The sequence below is a fragment of the Herbidospora mongoliensis genome (genome assembly GCF_001570545.1).
GTDB lineage: Bacteria > Actinomycetota > Actinomycetes > Streptosporangiales > Streptosporangiaceae > Herbidospora > Herbidospora mongoliensis.
Map to the genome: position 1 here is coordinate 22,731 of NZ_BBXD01000011.1, position 15,530 is coordinate 38,260.

The 15,530-nt window shown below is 70.2% G+C and carries 14 protein-coding genes; 6 read left to right on the plus strand and 8 right to left on the minus strand.

Annotated elements, in window-relative coordinates:
• Positions 1–247 precede the first annotated feature (247 nt).
• Positions 248–2,176 (plus strand): VWA domain-containing protein, encoded by a 1,929-nt coding sequence (locus AW272_RS11950; protein ID WP_066363791.1) that lies wholly within the window; start codon positions 248–250, stop codon positions 2,174–2,176.
• Positions 2,173–3,543, plus strand: coding sequence for an extracellular solute-binding protein (locus AW272_RS11955; protein ID WP_066363792.1), 1,371 nt, complete (start codon positions 2,173–2,175; stop codon positions 3,541–3,543). The genes AW272_RS11950 and AW272_RS11955 overlap by 4 nt, the downstream gene beginning before the upstream one ends.
• On the opposite strand, the gene AW272_RS11960 is transcribed toward AW272_RS11955, so the two are convergent.
• From AW272_RS11960 to AW272_RS11975, 4 genes are read right to left on the minus strand one after another with little or no spacing between them, the layout of a single operon-like run.
• A complete protein-coding gene (locus AW272_RS11960; RefSeq protein WP_066363794.1) occupies positions 3,526–3,849 on the minus strand; it encodes a MazG-like family protein in 324 nt (107 codons plus the stop codon). The genes AW272_RS11955 and AW272_RS11960 overlap by 18 nt on opposite strands.
• 4 nt (positions 3,850–3,853) lie before the next feature.
• Complete coding sequence (locus AW272_RS11965; RefSeq protein WP_066363795.1) at positions 3,854–4,723, minus strand: LLM class F420-dependent oxidoreductase; 870 nt, start codon at positions 4,721–4,723, stop codon at positions 3,854–3,856.
• Positions 4,724–4,742: 19 nt separating this feature from the next.
• Complete coding sequence (locus tag AW272_RS11970) at positions 4,743–5,120, minus strand: MerR family transcriptional regulator (RefSeq protein WP_066363797.1); 378 nt, start codon at positions 5,118–5,120, stop codon at positions 4,743–4,745.
• Positions 5,121–5,128: 8 nt separating this feature from the next.
• A complete protein-coding gene (locus AW272_RS11975) occupies positions 5,129–6,304 on the minus strand; it encodes an MDR family NADP-dependent oxidoreductase (RefSeq protein WP_369408728.1) in 1,176 nt (391 codons plus the stop codon).
• A 268-nt stretch (positions 6,305–6,572) separates the two neighbouring features.
• On the opposite strand from AW272_RS11975, the gene AW272_RS11980 reads away from it, so the two are divergent.
• Positions 6,573–7,226: a restriction endonuclease gene (locus tag AW272_RS11980; protein ID WP_083958230.1), complete on the plus strand. Its 654-nt coding sequence runs from the start codon at positions 6,573–6,575 to the stop codon at positions 7,224–7,226.
• 178 nt (positions 7,227–7,404) lie between these two features.
• On the opposite strand, the gene AW272_RS11985 is transcribed toward AW272_RS11980, so the two are convergent.
• The 3 genes from AW272_RS11985 to AW272_RS11995 are packed head-to-tail and all read right to left on the minus strand — an operon-like array spanning position 7,405 to position 10,208.
• Positions 7,405–8,514: an LLM class flavin-dependent oxidoreductase gene (locus tag AW272_RS11985; RefSeq protein WP_066363804.1), complete on the minus strand. Its 1,110-nt coding sequence runs from the start codon at positions 8,512–8,514 to the stop codon at positions 7,405–7,407.
• The gene (gene thiM / locus AW272_RS11990; RefSeq protein WP_066363806.1) at positions 8,511–9,338 is read right to left on the minus strand and encodes a hydroxyethylthiazole kinase; all 828 of its coding nucleotides are present in this window, start codon (positions 9,336–9,338) and stop codon (positions 8,511–8,513) included. Before thiM ends, AW272_RS11985 begins: the two co-directional genes overlap by 4 nt.
• Positions 9,339–9,353: 15 nt before the next feature.
• Positions 9,354–10,208, minus strand: coding sequence for a sulfurtransferase (locus AW272_RS11995; RefSeq protein WP_066363807.1), 855 nt, complete (start codon positions 10,206–10,208; stop codon positions 9,354–9,356).
• Positions 10,209–10,265: 57 nt separating this feature from the next.
• Here AW272_RS11995 and AW272_RS12000 point away from each other — a divergent pair, with 57 nt between their 5' ends.
• Entirely contained in the window at positions 10,266–11,216 is a 951-nt protein-coding gene (locus AW272_RS12000) for a glutathione S-transferase C-terminal domain-containing protein (RefSeq protein WP_066363809.1), read from the plus strand.
• A gap of 227 nt (positions 11,217–11,443) precedes the next feature.
• Here the strand turns inward: AW272_RS12000 and AW272_RS12005 are convergent, their stop codons facing one another.
• The gene (locus tag AW272_RS12005) at positions 11,444–13,117 is read right to left on the minus strand and encodes a serine/threonine-protein kinase (RefSeq protein ID WP_439649146.1); all 1,674 of its coding nucleotides are present in this window, start codon (positions 13,115–13,117) and stop codon (positions 11,444–11,446) included.
• 325 nt (positions 13,118–13,442) lie between these two features.
• On the opposite strand from AW272_RS12005, the gene AW272_RS12010 reads away from it, so the two are divergent.
• Both AW272_RS12010 and AW272_RS12015 read left to right on the plus strand, forming a co-directional pair.
• Positions 13,443–14,255, plus strand: a complete 813-nt coding sequence (locus tag AW272_RS12010; RefSeq protein WP_066363812.1) for a hypothetical protein — start codon at positions 13,443–13,445, stop codon at positions 14,253–14,255.
• Positions 14,256–14,281: 26 nt separating this feature from the next.
• Positions 14,282–15,502 (plus strand): hypothetical protein, encoded by a 1,221-nt coding sequence (locus tag AW272_RS12015; RefSeq protein ID WP_066363814.1) that lies wholly within the window; start codon positions 14,282–14,284, stop codon positions 15,500–15,502.
• Positions 15,503–15,530 lie beyond the last annotated feature (28 nt).

Genomic DNA, 15,530 nt, shown 5'->3' on the forward strand with positions numbered 1-15,530 from the left:
TTCGGCGGCGCTATCTCCGATAACTCGTGCGCCATTCGCTATTACGAGAAGCACGGCTTCCGGCGAGTCGGCTCCTTCACCGGTGAGAACGGCGTCCGTCCATGTCTTCGTGCGAGCTGAACGGCGAGCTCAATCACGCGCTGAACGCATGATACGAGTTGATCGATAACCATTTGTCGCACGCTTCTCACGGGGCAGGATGGGGCTGATGCCCAGGCCGTGAATGTCGTGAGGGAGATGTCGAGCCATGACCGAGTCCACGCCCCCCGCCGAGGGCGAGGAGCGGCCGACGCGGCTCGGTCGGGCGGTCAGGGTGCTGGAGGCCGCCGCTGCGGTCGTCGCGGCTATCGGCACCCTGGTCGCGGGGGGCAACGCGGTACTCAAGCAACTCGTCGGCGACGACCCCTGGGCGGCTCAGGTCGCCACGGCGGCCGGGTTCGTGTTGCTGGTCGGGCTGACCGTCGGCTGGGGGATGAGCCGGGCAGGAGTGCGGAACCGGTTCGTTGGGCTCTGGGGGAAGGCCTGGCCGGGGTTGCTCTGGCTGCTCGTGGTGGTCACCGCGATGGGGGTGGTGTCGCTGGGGCTGACTTTCGATCGCTGGCTGGCGTTGCGCAACGATCCCTGTGCGCCGCCGCTCGAACTTACCGCGATGGTGCCGCCCGAGGATGTGGACGACTTCGCGGCGATGGCCCGCGAGCACGAGGCGGGGCTGGCCATCGCCGGGTGTCCTTCCGTTCGGGTGGGGGTGCGGGGGGCTCCCCCGGTGGCGCGGATCGGGGATGCGCTGGCGGCCGGGTGGCGTACCGCCGACGGGGTGCGGTTGCTGGGGCCTCGACCTGATCTGTGGGTGGCGGAGAGTTCCGCGGTGGCGGACGCGGTGCTGGCGGGGACGAGTGTGGCTCATGGGGTGGCGGCGGAGCGGCTCGGGTCGGTGGCCACCGATGAGCTGGTGCTGGCGGTGCCGGAGGCGCAGCGGCGGATCCTTCAGGACACTCTCGCCGCGGCCAACGCCGAGGGGGCCGGGGAGACCCGGGATCTGCTGCTGCGGCATTTCACTTCGGAGGGGCGGAAGGTTCAGCGGCCTGATCCTCTCATTTCCGGTACGGGGCTCGCCGCCATGCCGATGATCGGGGAGTCTGCCGTTTTCGGGTCCACCGAGGCGGCCGAGGAGGTGTTGCGTGCGGCCGACAGCCGCCGGTTCACCGATCCGCTGGAGTTGCTGTGCGCGTACCGGAAAGGGACCATGCTCGGGCCCGCCACCACCTCCTCCGAGGCCAGTGAGGAGTTGCGGCGCTCCGCCCTGGTCGTGCCCGACCATCTGCGCCGTCAGTATCAGGAAGGGCTGCGCGACCGGTGCCCGGAGGCGCTGGGGCCGGGGCAATGGGAGCCGCTGCCGGTGGTTGCGCCGCTGGGGCGGCTCGACTATCCGGCGGTGTTGCTGACCTGGCCCGACCGGCGTGGGGCGGCGCGTGCCGAAGCGGTCCGGGCGCTCGCGCGGTGGCTCGTGACCGAGCAGCGGTTGCGGGGGCGTCATTTCGGGCCGCCGGCCCCGGCCGCCGCGTCTCCTTCGGGGACGCCCGCCCAGTTGCGTGCGGCGCTGGCCTCCGCCGCGCAGGCGGAGCAGAGCGTCGCCATCGCCCTCTTGCTCGACGGGTCGGGGTCGATGCGTCGTCATCTGGCCGACGGCATCGAGGCGGTCGAGAAGATCCTGGACGAGCTGCGTTCGACCGACGAGGTCTCGCTCACCGTTCCGCGTCGTCTCGCCGGTGGAGGTGACGGGCAGCCTGAGATCCGGCAGGAGTACACCCTGGAGACCGCCGCGCTGCAATCGGACAACATCCGCCGGTACGTGCAGCAGTGGATGCCCCGTGACTGGGACCTCAAGCTCGACACCGCCGTCGAACTGCTGGCGTCCGCCCGCGCGGACGCCGACGTGTTCGTGGCGATCACCGACACGGCTCCCGGCACCGCCGCCGATCTGAGTGACTCCGTGGCCGATCTCCAGCGGCGGGTGCGCGGGCTGGCCACGGAATCGCGGCTGGCCATCGTCAACGTCGGCTCCTCACCCTGTCCGGAGGCCCTCCCCGAACCCGGGGACGCGGCCCGGGACGCCCCGGTGACCTGCGTCAGCGACCTCGACGTCGGACAGCTGCTGACCTGGGCGAGGAAACGATGATCCGCCGTCCGCGGGCCGCCACGGTCAGGCTGCTGGCCGGGGCCCTGGTGGGGGCGCTGGTCGGGTGGCTCGTCTTCGGGCCGGCCTGGCAGCCCGCCGGGACCTCCGGGTGCGCCGCCGCCGGGGGCACGCTGACCGTCGCCGCGGGATGGGACGAGAGCATCGACCAGCAGCGGGCCCGGATCATCAAGGCCTGGAGCGACAACGGCTTCCGGGCCGCGTTCACGCAGATCTCGCCCGTCACCGACGACAAGCGGGTCGAGATGGCCGCCTCCGTCGGCGACTGTCCGTTCGACATCCTGATCCTCGACGTGGCCCACCTGGCCGAGTTCGCCGCCTCCGGGGCGATAGCCGAGGTGACTCTGCCGCCCGGCCGCTCGTTCCTGCCCCGCACTGTGGAGGCGGGCGTCTACCAGGGTCGTCAGTACGGTGTGCCGTTCGCGGCCGATGTTCCGCTGCTCTACTCGCGTGGCGACACGGCCGACCTCGTCCGGCGGGCCTGGAGCCGGGAGCCCGTACCGGAGAGCCGGGCCGAGGGCACGGTGATCGTGCAGCTCGACGACTACGAAGGGGCCTCGGTCAACCTCATGGAGGCCATCGGGCTGGGCAACCTGGCCAACTTCGGTGAGGAGGTGCCGGGCGCGGCCGCGTTACGGCGGGCGTTCCAGCCCGGTCTCAGCCGGTGGGCGCGCCTCTATCGAGACGACACCCCGGGTATGCGCAGGTCGGCCGGTTACAAGGAGCGCGACAGCGTCGAGGAGTTCCGGCTCTCCAAGGGGCCGGTGGTGATGCGGAACTGGCCGTCGTCCTTCGGCGCGCTGGCCGCGGGCGACCGGTTCCGTACCAAGGACCGCCGTCTGTCGTTCACGATCGAGCCGGTGCCCGGCGGTGTGCTCGGCGGGTCGGTTCTGGCGATCTCCAGTGGGCTCGACGACGCCCGCGCGGCGGCCGCCCGCGTCCTGGTCGATCATCTGACCGCGCCGCAGACCCAAGCCGAGTTGTTCACCTGCGGGAGTTACGCCCCCGTCCTGTCGGAGTCGTACGACCTCGACACCTACGCCGGGCTGGGCTTCACCACCGCCGACGCCTGCCTCAACCTCGGCGACTCCCCCGACGCGACGAGCTACCGGGCCGAGTTCGGCGTCCTGGCCACCACCGTGCGCGACGCCATCGGCGAGGCCGGGCTACGCCCGCCGATCCCGCACTACAGCAGGTTCAGCGAGGTCTTCCGGCGGTGCGCGCGGGCCATCGTGACCGGGGCGGTGACCGATGTCGGCGACGACTACTACGGCACCTTCTCGGCGGCTCTGTCACGGGCGGCCACCGGGCGGCTGACCGAGGGCGCCGCCTCATCGGTCTGCCGCTGAGCCCGCCCGCGCGGCCACCTTGGCGACGTGGGCCTCCCACGTCGCCCGAGAATCGGTCGTGTACGAGGCCAGCGCGACCAGCGCGCTCAGGGCGACGTCGCAGAGTTCGGCGGCGACGTCGTCGGCCGTGTGGGTCCTGCCCTTGCGCGGGTTCTGGCCGATCATCCCGATCACCGCGCTCGCGACCTCGCCCGCCTCCTCCTGGACCTTGAGGACCCGAAGCAGAGGCTCCGGGTCCGCCGTCCCGTTCTTCGCGTCCAGCCACCGGACCAGGTCCGCCACGTGCTTCCACGTCGTGTCGCTCATACCGTCACATGCCGGGGCGCAGGAGAACGCCGGCGGCCGTCTCCAGGGCGGCGAGGTGGTCGTCGACGGTGCGTAGGCCGGCGTTCATCGTGTTGATCGAGATGTGGGTCGCGCCGTGTTCGCGCCACTGCCCGGCCAGGTCGGCGAGGGCCTCCGGGTCTCCCTGCCAGGACAGGCGGCCCTCCATGCCGAGCGCGGCCGGATCGCGGCCTGCCGACGTCGCGGCCTCGTCCACAGCGGCCTTGGCCTCGGCCAGTTTGGGGCCGGGAGACACCTGCGGGAACCAGCCGTCGGCGAGGCGGCCCACGCGGCGGTAGGCAGGAGCCGACTGTGCGCCGAACCAGATCGGGATCGGGCGCTGCACCGGCAGCGGGGCCAGACCCGCGCCGGTCACCTGGTCGAACTCGCCGGTGAAGCTGAGCGAAAGTTCGGTCCAGAGGCGGCGCAGCAAGGGGACCTGTTCGTCGATGCGGCGGCCCCTGGTCGTGAAGTCCTGGCCCAGCGCTTCGTACTCGACCTTGTTCCAGCCCAAGCCCACGCCCAGCCGGAACTTTCCGCCGGTCAGGATGTCGACCTCGGCCGCCTGCTTGGCCACCAGCGCCGTCTGGCGCTGCGGCAGGATGATGATCCCGGTCACCAGTTCCAGCGAGGTCAGCGCGGCCAGATAGCCGAACAGGACCATCGGCTCGTGGAAGGTCGTGTTGACGTCGTAGGGGCCGCTCCAGTTCTGGTGGACGGCTGGATCGGCGCCGAGCACATGGTCGTAGGCCAGCACGTGCCCGAAGCCGAGTTCCTCCACCCGCTTTCCGTAGGCGCGCACCGCGCCCACATCGCCCCCGATTTCCGACTGGGGAAAAACAACACCGATCCGCATATCCGGCTCCTCTCGAAGATCACTCCCGGACATCATTCCCAATCCGGGCCGCCAGTCCGTCGCGGAGCCTCGCCAGTCGGGTGATCTCCTCGTCAAGGGCGGCGATCCGACGGCGCGCGATGCCGTCTGGCTTGGCGCACACGCCCGGTTCTCCGTACGGGGGCAGCGCGTCCCCTTCGAGCAGGTCCAGCCGGTCGGCGCAGTGACGCAGGTCGGCCACGGTCAGCCCGAGCGAGAGCAGTTCCCTGATGACGCGGACGCGGGCGACGTCACGCCGGTCGTACTCACGCTGACCGGCCACCGATCGGCGCGGCGGGGACAGCAGGCCGCTCTGCTCGTAGAACCGCAGGGCGCGGGGTGTGGTTCCGGCCGCCGCCGCCGCGTCACCGATCCGCATCGGTCCTCCTAAAGTGCCACCACGACCGTCCCGAAGTGGTGGCCGGTGAGCATGTCGTGCAACGCCACCGGCGCGTTCTGGATGCCCTCGACGCGGTCGTACGGGAAGGTGATCTGTCCTGACCCCAACCATCCGGCGAACCGGTCGAGCCACTCCCCCCGCACTCCGGGGTCGCCCTGAGGACTGTAGCCGCGCAGCGTGACCTGCCTGATGAGAAGCTGGAAGGAGTCCAGTTCGACCGGAGACGTGGTGCCTGTGCCCTCCTCGGCGAGTTGCCCGGAAAGCGCCCCGACCAGAACGAAACGCGCGCACTTGTTCGCCGCGCCGACGGCCGCCCGCAGTTCCTCGCCGCCGACGTTGTCGAAGAAGACGTCGACACCGTCCGGGGCGGCCTTGGCCAGTTGGTCGGCGATGGGATCCGAGCCGCGGATCAGGACCTCGTCGTAGCCGAGTTCGGCGCGCATACGCCCGGCCTTCGCCGGCGACCCGGTGCTGCCGATCACCCGGCCGGCGCCGAGCAGCCGGGCGATCTGACCGGCCATCGAACCCACCGAGCCCGCGCCGCCGGAGACGTACACGGTGTCGCCCGGACGAACCTCCGCGCCCCGTGTCAGCGCCCCGTAGGCGGTCCGTCCCTGGGCGAGGTGCGCGACGGGATCTTGCAACGTGTCGCCCAGTGGCGTGCATTCGGCCACCGGCACCGCCGCGTACTCACGCCAGCCCAGCCAGTGGGAGACCCACTCGCCGGGGCGCGGCCCGTCGTCCCCGTCTGCGGTGACGACCTCGCCGATCGCGGCGCCGAACAGGGTGTCGCCGGGGCTGAGGCCGGGGAAGGGCGCGCCTGGCACGCTTCCGCCGATCAGCGTCCGCAGCGCCGCGAAGACGTGGAAGAAGCGGTTCCTGACCAGGACCTGGCCGGGTTTCGGCACCGGCATGGGCGTCTCTACGACAGCGAAGTCCTGCGGCCTGGGCAATCCGGAGGGCAGTGTCGCCAGTCGGACTTCACGGGATGTATCGGGCATGAGAGCTCCTCGCGTGGCTCGATCGGGGCAGGGCTGCGCGAGGTTAACCCCTGACCTATACGTCAAAGGCAAGGGCGACGACGGCCTTGAGGAATGCGGCGAGTGAACGCGGCCTCGCCGGTTCGCCGGGATGTACCTACACGATGGCGATGAAAGCCGCATGGAATCGAGCGGGTCGCGAACCAGTGCCGGCGATTCTCGGAATGGGTGAATTCCTCAGCCACGGCCCGTTCCGCTCCATCCTGGGCGCGCTTTGTGGAGATATGCGTGGACTGCCCCTGGGCATACGGTTCGATGACCGCAAATGGGCACATGTCAACTCTCGGGGTTACTTATCAATCACCAGCGATCGAGAGTTTCGCGGCGGTCGCGTTTTTGTCGGTGGCAGAGTCCACACTCACCCTCAAGGGCGTCTGTCTAAGGGGGTTCCGTGGCGAGGCGGAGAAACGGGCGGAAGAGGAAAGGCCGTGGCGAGGAGCTCTGGCTCCTGGTCGCGGTGGTCGTCGTCGTGGTGGGGGTCGCGCTGTGGCGGTTCGTCAGTGCCTACCCGGGGTGGGCCATCGCCATCGCCGTCGTGCTCCTGGCGGTGACCGGCGGGGGGCTCTACTTACGGCATCGGATCATCGAGGCCGATCGGCGGCGGTTCCTGGCCGCGAATACGGAGCTGGAGCGGGTCGACCGGCTCACCGGTCCGCAGTTCGAGCGCCTGATCGCCGAGCGGCTGCACTCCGACGGGTTCCGCCAGGTCGCCCGGCGCGGCGGCACCGGTGACGGCGGGGTCGACATCACGGCCAACGCGTTCGGTCATGGTCGCTACGCCGTTCAGTGCAAGCGGTATCGGGGCACCGTGGGCGCGCCCGAGGTGCGGAACTTCCTTGGAGCGCTGGCCAATGCGTTCTCGGGGCATACAGGCATTCTGGTCACCTCGGGCACACTGACCCGGCAGGCGAAGGCGGAGGCCGCGGCGGCCCGGCAACCGCTGATCATCGTGGAGCGTGACGAGCTGGCCGACTGGTTACTGGGTGGCATGACGTTGCTGCCCGCACCGCCACGCCGACCACTCACTGAGGGCGAATTCGCTTAGGACATCCGCGACGCCGCTTTGCTCAGGATGGGCTCGGATTCCCGCTGCCGAAGATCGGGACCTGCCGGTCGGTGCGGTGCGCGGTGGTCGTTCCGCACATGCGATCCGTGCCGTTCGCGACGACGTCGTGCCGGCGGGAGCGGTCTGTGGAACGCCATCGCCGCCGGAGTCGGGCAGGTCAGGTGATGGCAGCGAAGCGGGGCAGCAGGTGTTCGGCGACCTGCGCCGCTTCCTCGGTCAGGGGCCAGCCGGCCAGGATGAGGGCCGACAGTCCGGTACGTTCGCGCAGGTCCGCCACCCGGGTGGTGATGGCGTCGGGGGTGCCGACGAGGTAGACGGCCGATGAGCCCGTGCTGAAGATGTCCAGTGGTGACCAGGCGGTGATGCCCGCGTACAGGCCGTCGCCCAGGGCCAGGTCGCGGGGGTCGGGGAGGCGTCCGTCGAGGATGGTGTCGACCCACTTCTGGCGGAGGGGGTCGCGCGCGGTGAAGGTGCGCAGGTCCTGAGCACCGTGGGTGCGGCGGCGGACGGCACCGTCCAGGATGTCGGTGATCTGGTCGACGCCCGTCTCCTCGAACTGGGAGCGGAAGCGGTCGAGGGCCTCCCGTTCGGTCGGGCGGACGACCACGCCCGCGAGGGCGCCGAAGTCGGTCAGGGTGCGGCCGTGGGCACGGGCCGAGTCTCGGGCGGCCTGGAACTTCTCGGCCAGGAACGTGGGCTGGCGCATCATCGTCAGGTAGGTGTCCAGGACCTCCCCCGAGGAGGCCAGGCCGGCCTCTGAGTCGCCCGCGCCCCACACCGGCACGCCACCCGGATGGGTCGGTTCCATGCGCAGGGGGGTGTTGGGGAAGTTGGAGTCGGCGCCTTCGGCGTAGAGGCGGCGGAACTCGCTCCAGTAGTCCTTGCCGAGGGCGTAGCGCTCGTCGTGGTCGGTGTCCATGCCGTACTTCACGAGGATGTTGTCGCGGCCGTTGACCGAGTTGATCAGCAGTCGGCCACCGCTGAAGGCGTCGAAGGCCAACGCCTTCTCGGCGAGCAGCCGGGCCGGGATCATCCGGGCGTAGACCGCGATCAGGAAGCGCATCGAGGTGGTGTGCGCGGCGGCGAAACCGGCCGACACGAACGGGTCGTTCGGCCAGGTGGCCACGAGTGCCCCGTGGAACCCGCTCCGGTCGATGGTCCGCGCCAGTTCCAGGTAGCGGGCGGGGTTGAAGGGGTGGAGGCCGCCGGGACTCCACGGGTACTCGCCGTCGGCCGGGGTCAGGTACCACAGGGTCTTGATGCTCATACGAGCTGGTCATGCGGCTCGATATGGCCCTTGCCGCGGAGGTCGCCGGGGGTGGTCGAGGCCAGGGCGTCCAAGAACAAGGGCACGAAGGTGCCGGGGCCGGCCGCGGCGCGGGCGGCCACTTCCGCAGCGACGGAGAAGTGGGTGTGGGCGGCGACCAGGCCGGTGAACGGATCGGTCACGGCGAGGTAGGCGGCCGACAGTGCGCCCAGGGAGCAGCCGGTCGCGGTCACCTTGGGCAGGAGGGCGCTGCCTCCGTGCACCCGGACGGTTCCGATGTCTCCTTCTCGTGTACGACCTGACACATAGTCCACGGGGCCGGAGGCGGAGACCGCTTCGCTGATGTCGAGCAGTTTGAGCGCCAGGGGGACGGCGTCGGCGGCTTCGGCCACGCTGTCCACGCCCCTGGTCGCGCCGCTCTGGCCGGCGACGGCGGCGATCTCGCCGGCGTTGCCTCTGATGGCCGTCGGGCGGTGGGTCAGCAGGTCGACGGCGAGCTTCGTCCGCCACGGCAGGCCGCCTACGCCGACCGGGTCGAGGACCCACGGGCGTCCGGACTCATGGGCCGACTTCGCGGCGAGGGTGAAGGCCTCGGCCTGGAAGTCGGTGGGGGTGCCCAGATTGATCAGTACGGCTCCGGCGATCGTGGCGAAGAACTCCGCTTCGTGCGGGTTGTCGATGACGGCGTTGGTCGCGCCGGCGGCCAGCAGGACGTTGGTGAGGAAGTTGGCCGACACGATGTTGGTGAGGGACTGCACGAGCGGCACCTGGGAGCGCAGCTCCTCCAGCGCCCCCGCGACGTCTTCGGCGGTGGGCAGCGGCATGGTCGTTCCTTTCGGTCACACGTTCAGGGGGAGGGTGGGGTCGGCGGTCCATTCTTCGAGCGAGCCGTCGTACACCCTGACGTCGCGATGACCCGCGCGGACCAGCGCGATCGCGACCACACAGGCGGAGACGCCGCCGCCGCAGTAGACGACCACGGGCTCGGTGAGGACGGCCGGTGTGGTCAGGTCCTCGATGTCTCCGGCGGGGAGGTTCACGCTGCCGGGGATGTGTCCTCGGCGCGAATAGCGGGTGGGCACCGTGGCGTTGAAGTGTCCGGCGCTCAGCGCGCACACCAGCGTCCCGGGGCGCCGACCTTGGCTGATGTCCAGCACATCCTGTTTGTCGGCCCAGAGTCCGCGGCTCTCCGCAGGCGGGAACGGCTCTGTGCCTCCTGGTTCGGGGAGGCCGCCCTCGCCGCTCGGGAGTCGTCGGCTCGTCGCAGGTAGCGGCTTCGGGTCGCCGTAGGCGAGTGGAAGGCCCTCGTCGGTCCAGGTTCGGAGGCCGCCGTCGAGGATGTGGGCGTCCATGCCCGCGTCGCGCAGGGTCCACCAGGCGCGGGCCGACCATTGCATGGAGCCGTCGTCGGTGAAGACGATGCGGTCGGTGGGGGTCGCGCCGATGCGGGTGAGTTCTCGGCGGACTGTTTCCGGGTCGGGGTGGGGGAAGTGGTAGGGCTGGGGTGGGCCTGCCAGCTCGGTGAGCAGGTCTACGTGGATCGAGCCGGGGATGTGCCCGGCTCGCCATGTGACGGCGCCGGACTCCGCGCGGTAGTCGCCGTCGAACTCCGGCTTCGCGAGCCGGACTGTCACGTCGATGAGAAACGGCCGCTCAGCGGCCACGTCTTGGGCGCTGACGAGCACTTGCCTCATGCCAAAAGCCTATATATTTGGTAGGTTTTGTGCAAATAGTCGTTCCGAGGAGACTCCGTGACTACTTACGCACCTGTCTACGCCGGTCCCGTCGACGTCGCCACCTTCGGGCCCTATGGGCCGGGCCGTCTCGACCGCGTGAGCGACCGTCCCGTCTATCCGTTCCAGAACCGGATCACCGCCGACGGTTCCAGCGGGTACCTCGCCGAGCCTGGGCGCTACCACCTCTATCTCGCTTACGTCTGCCCGTGGGCTCAGCGCGTGGCGATCATCCGTGACCTGGCCGGGCTGCAGGAGGTGGTGTCTCTGTCCTACCTCGATGACGCGCGTGACTCCCGGGGGTGGGCGTTCCGGGAGAACCGCGGGCCCGATCCCGTCAACGGGTTCAGCTTCCTGGCGGAGGCCTACGAGGCGACCGAGGCCGGTTACCCCGGCCACATCTCCGTCCCGACGCTGTGGGACCGGCAGACCGGCACGGTCGTCAGCAACAACTATCCGGAGATCCCCATCGATCTCGGCACCCAGTTCGGCGGGACCGGGCTGGACCTCTATCCGGAGGCATCGCGCGCCGAGATCATCGCCTTCGACGAGGAGATCGCCCGCGACTTCAGTCTCGCCGCGCACGGGGTGGGCCGGGCGGCCACGCAGGAGGAGTACGAGGAGCGGCGGGCCGCTGTGATCGCGACGCTCGACCGTTTCGACGCCCGCCTGGCTGGCTCGCGTTATCTGTTCGGTGACGACGTCACCGCGTCTGACGTGCAGTTGTTCGTGGCGCTGGTCCGTTTCGACCTGCTGACCAATCCCCGCAACGGCATCAGCGAGCGCCGGCTGACCGACTATCCGAACCTGTGGCGTTACGCCCGTGACCTCTACCGGATCCCGGCCTTCCGCGAGACGACCGACTTCGCCGCGTTCCAGCCGGCCGGGCCGATCGTGCACCCGGACGACGGCGTGACCCGGATCAACGTCGAGCCTCACCTGGCTGATTGGGGACTCGGCACCGAGTGAGCGTGTGACGGTGACTGGGACTCGGCTGCTCGAAGGCTGTTCACGGTTTCGGAGAGTTGTCCCGGGCGCGTACCGGCCGCGCGGGACATTTGCACGCACATCTCTGGCCGCCTGCGGGAACAGCCCAATCGGACGTCACAGTATTTCCGGCTACGTAACGGCGGCGGCTGATTTGATCCCTTTTCATCCGTCACCCTGAAAGGGGTCCTGGATTCTCCAGGACCTCTTCAGCTCTGACGCATCTGCTTCCAGACGCGACCGTAGAAGGCGAAGTAACCGTCGCCCTGGGGTGAGGTGGGGAGGGATTCGATGCGGAGCATCGCGTAGCGGCCCTCGGCGCTGCGGGCGCAGAGTTGGTCGCCTGGTTGGAGGTCGGCGAAGTCGACTCTGTTCGTCCAGGCGGTGATGCGGGCGCAGCGGGTGGGGGTGGCGTCCGGGCTGGATTCGACCTTCGCCAGAGCGGCTGACTTGGCGGTGTGGACGTGGTCGGTCTTCATCCACAGATCGCCGTTGGGGGTGCTGGTGGGGTTGTCCAGTTCCTGGCGCCAGTAGTCGATTTCCACTGAGGCGAAGCCGGGTTCGGTGGCGTGCAGTCTGACCTGACGCTCCTCGTTCACCTCACCGGGCAGGTCACCCGAAGGTGTCTCGACCGGGCGGGAGCCGGGGTCGGAGGGCTGGGGAGTGCTTGCCACCGGCGGGGTGTCTTCGGCTGCCGGGGTACCTCCAGTTGGGGTGCTCGCCACCGCCGGAGTGTCTTCGGCCGCCGGGGTGCTTTCGGGTGGGGCTGAAGTCAGGCGGTCTCCCCCGATGAAGGCCGACTCTGAGCGGATCTGCGGCAGGATCACGGTGATCGACACCACGGTCACGGAGATCACGATCACCGGGATCAGGACCAGAAACAGCACACCGGCTCGGTGGGGGCGCTCGCGACGGGGTGGGGTGACGGTGACAGCGGTCTCGTCTTGGAGCGCTCCAGGTGAGCCGCCGATGAGGGCTGTGCAGGTTCGCAGGAGGTCGTCGGTGGTCGGGCGGTCGTCCGGGTTCTTGGCGAGGCAGCGTTCGATCAGGTCGCGGAGGCGCGTGTCGGTGATGCCCGACAGATCGGGGGGCTGTTCCACGACGCGGCGGAGAACGGCCTGTTCGGTGGGGCCCTCGCCGAATGGGGGGCGGCCAGTGAGCGCGTACACGAGAACCGAGCCGAAGGCGAAGACGTCGGCGGCGGGGCCGGTGTGGCGGTCGTCGGCGATCTCTTCGGGAGCCATGAAGGCGGGGGTGCCGACGCGCTGGCCGGTCAGGGTGAGCTGGGTGCCGTCGAGGGAGCGGGAGATGCCGAAGTCGATCAGTCTCGGGCCGTCTTCGGTCAGCAGGATGTTGCCCGGTTTCAGGTCGCGGTGCACGATCCCGGCCGCGTGCACGGCGGCCAGGGCCTCGGCCAGGCCGGTCGCGATCCTGGTCACGACCGGTGCGGGCAGCGGGCTCGCGTCGCGGAGGGAGGGACCGGGCACGTAGGCGACCGCGAGCCAGGGCTGTCCTTCGGCGGGGTCCGGATCGGCGTCGACGAACGAGGCGACGTGGAGGCTGTCGACGGCCGAGAGCGCGCGGACCTCGTGGGCGAAGCGGCGCCGGAACAGGGGGTCGTCGGCCAGGTCGGGCCGGATCACCTTGACGGCGGCGACCTCTCCGTCGGCGCGTTCGCCCAGGTAGACCTGGCCCATCGCGCCCGTTCCGAGGCGGGCCCACAGCCGGAAGCCGCCCACTTCGAGCGGTCCCCTGGCGGCCAGCGGCCGGACCTGCTCACGTCGCCTGGCCAGGTCTTCGGCTTTGGCCCTGCGCCGTCGGCGTTCCATCTCCTGTACGAGCTCAGGACCGCCCCCGCAGGCCTTCACATAGGCCTCGACCATCTCGCTCGTGGGCAACGTGTAGCCGGTGTCGGCCTGGGCAAGGCTGGAGAACGCCGCGTTCCCCGTCCTGCCCATGTCGCGGTAGGAGGGACGCCCCGCCTCGTCTCTGAGCTGCCGTAATTCGGCGGCGAACGCCGCGATCGGCCCGTCTGACGCGTCGACCACTTTTTTCCCAGGTGCCAACCCAGCCTCCACGAGAACCCGGGCTCGCAGCCTATCCGCCGGACCCCCTGTGCGACGGTCGTTCGCGCTTTGTCCGTCCCTCTCCCGCACATCGTCCCCGGTCGGGAATCTGGCCTCACCAGCCGCTTGACCAGGAGGAACGATGCCCGTGATGCGTACGGCCGTCGCGACGGCGATGGCGGGACTGGCTCTCGCCGCCGTCCCGCCCCCCGCCCAGGCCGAGGGCGAGTTCGGGCCGGACACCTGCCGCCAGGGGTACGTCTGGCGCGAGGCCACCCCTGTCGACCGGGTCTGCGTCACCCCGCGGATCCGGGAGGAGACCCGGATCGACAACAGCCTGGCCGATGCCCGCCGCGAACCCGGTGGTGGCCCGTTCGGGCCGGACACATGCACCCGGGGGCACGTCTGGCGGGAGGCCACCCCGGACGACCGGGTCTGTGTGACACCGGAGACCCGTGCGCAGGCGCGGGCGGACAACGCGGCCGCGGCGTCCCGGAGGGCGCCCCAGCCGGACTGCCGCAGCCAGGGCGGGCTGCCCACCGAGAGCGTCACGCCGAAGCAGGCGGTCCGCTGCTCGGGCAACGGCTACTGGCGGGCGACGCTCACCGCGTTCGTGCACGAGTACTGGTTCTTCGGCTCCGACGCCGGTTCCTCGGTCAAGATCGAGCACTTCGAGGACGGCCGCTGGGTCGAGCGCCCGGCCAGGGTGATCACCGCCCACAACGACTACCAGGCCCGGCGCGTCGGCGAACCGGGCAACGGCGAGTGCCTGCGCAGCGGCTGCTTCGTGCCCCCGGCCCCGCGTGACTGCCGGGTGGAGAACAGCGCCGGGCTCGACTGCCGCGACACCGCCGTCGGCTACCCGCTGAACGCCAGGGCCGTGCGCAGCACCGCCTCCGGGGTGTTCGGCGACGGCCAGTCGTTCACCATGCCCGTCGTCATCGACTCGTTCTGATCTTCTTCGACAAGGGAGCAATCGACATGACCCGCACCGATCGGCGCCGCCTGACGGCCTTCGCCGCACTCGCCGGCCTCACCCTCGGCCTGGCCGCCCTCACCTCGCAGCCGGCCGTCGCGGCCGGGCCGTGCCCCGACGGAAAGGTGTGGGCGCAGGCCCACGCCACCGGCGACCACCGGTGTGTCTCCCCCGCCGACGTCGGCCGCCGGATGACCTCGTTCGACGAGGCCAGGCACGGTTTCGCGTTCGACAACCAGTTCCAGACCCAGCCGATCGCCGAGGTGCGGTTCGGCGGTCTGTGCGGCGGCTGGTCGTACGCGGCCCTCGACCACTTCTTCCACAACCGGCCGATCCCCACCCAGAACACCCTGCCGCCGAACGGCTCGGCGCTGCACCGCTACATCTTCGACCGGCAGATCGAGTCCATCACGCCGAACCTCGACAAGTGGACCGAGCTGACCTTCAACCCGTTCGGGTGGCGCAACGCCGAGTTCTTCAACTGGGGCCTCCAGGGCTTCAACGGCGGCCGCCTCCAGGAACTGCGCGAGAACATCGACGCCGGACGGCCGGTGCCGCTCGGCCTGTTCAAGCCGACGGGGAACCCGCTCGGCCCGCACCACCAGGTCATCGCCGTCGGCTACGACCTCGGGCGGTACGCCGGTGACCTCGGCCCGCACCAGACCGACCTGAAGATCTTCGTGCTGGACCCGAACTTCCCCGGCCAGATCACGACCTTGGTGCCGCAGCCGTCGGCGCACACGTACACCTATCTGGAGCACCCGGAGAAGGTCTGGCGCACCTACTTCGTCGACACCCGCTACCGGCCGCGCAACCCCCCGGCCTTCACGAACCCGCCCGCGCCTGCTCCCGACGCGGTCAACGAGCTGATCCTGGAACTGGGGACGCGCGGCGACGACCTGCGCGGCGGCAACGACAACGTCAACGCGACCATCCACATCGACGGACGGCCTCCCGTCGTGGTGCCCAACCTCAACCGGGGGGCGCGGTGGATCGACCGGCACACCCAGACGGTCCGCATCCCCCTGACCACGCCCGCGCCGCCCGCCCGGTTCGCCCGGCTGACGTTGACGACCACGTTCGGCGGCGGCTTCGGCGGTGACAACTGGAACCTGGACTTCCTGAAGGTCCGCAGCCCGCAGGGGAAGGTCTTCTTCGAGCGCTCCGGTAACCCGCTGGTCCGCTTCACCGGCGAGAACCGCCCCTTTACCGCCCCACTCCGCTAACCCGTCCGAAGAAGGCGACGGCCGACGG

Excerpts from the sequence above, each read along its gene's own strand:
- AW272_RS11950 (WP_066363791.1), top strand. The coding sequence starts at position 248 with ATGACCGAGTCCACGCCCCCCGCCGAGGGCGAGGAGCGGCCGACGCGG.
- AW272_RS11955 (WP_066363792.1), top strand. The coding sequence starts at position 2,173 with ATGATCCGCCGTCCGCGGGCCGCCACGGTCAGGCTGCTGGCCGGGGCC.
- AW272_RS11960 (WP_066363794.1), bottom strand. The coding sequence starts at position 3,849 with ATGAGCGACACGACGTGGAAGCACGTGGCGGACCTGGTCCGGTGGCTG.
- AW272_RS11965 (WP_066363795.1), bottom strand. The coding sequence starts at position 4,723 with ATGCGGATCGGTGTTGTTTTTCCCCAGTCGGAAATCGGGGGCGATGTG.
- AW272_RS11970 (WP_066363797.1), bottom strand. The coding sequence starts at position 5,120 with ATGCGGATCGGTGACGCGGCGGCGGCGGCCGGAACCACACCCCGCGCC.
- AW272_RS11975 (WP_369408728.1), bottom strand. The coding sequence starts at position 6,304 with ATGCGGCTTTCATCGCCATCGTGTAGGTACATCCCGGCGAACCGGCGA.
- AW272_RS11985 (WP_066363804.1), bottom strand. The coding sequence starts at position 8,514 with ATGAGCATCAAGACCCTGTGGTACCTGACCCCGGCCGACGGCGAGTAC.
- thiM (WP_066363806.1), bottom strand. The coding sequence starts at position 9,338 with ATGCCGCTGCCCACCGCCGAAGACGTCGCGGGGGCGCTGGAGGAGCTG.
- AW272_RS11995 (WP_066363807.1), bottom strand. The coding sequence starts at position 10,208 with ATGAGGCAAGTGCTCGTCAGCGCCCAAGACGTGGCCGCTGAGCGGCCG.
- AW272_RS12005 (WP_439649146.1), bottom strand. The coding sequence starts at position 13,117 with ATGGTCGAGGCCTATGTGAAGGCCTGCGGGGGCGGTCCTGAGCTCGTA.
- AW272_RS12010 (WP_066363812.1), top strand. The coding sequence starts at position 13,443 with ATGCCCGTGATGCGTACGGCCGTCGCGACGGCGATGGCGGGACTGGCT.
- AW272_RS12015 (WP_066363814.1), top strand. The coding sequence starts at position 14,282 with ATGACCCGCACCGATCGGCGCCGCCTGACGGCCTTCGCCGCACTCGCC.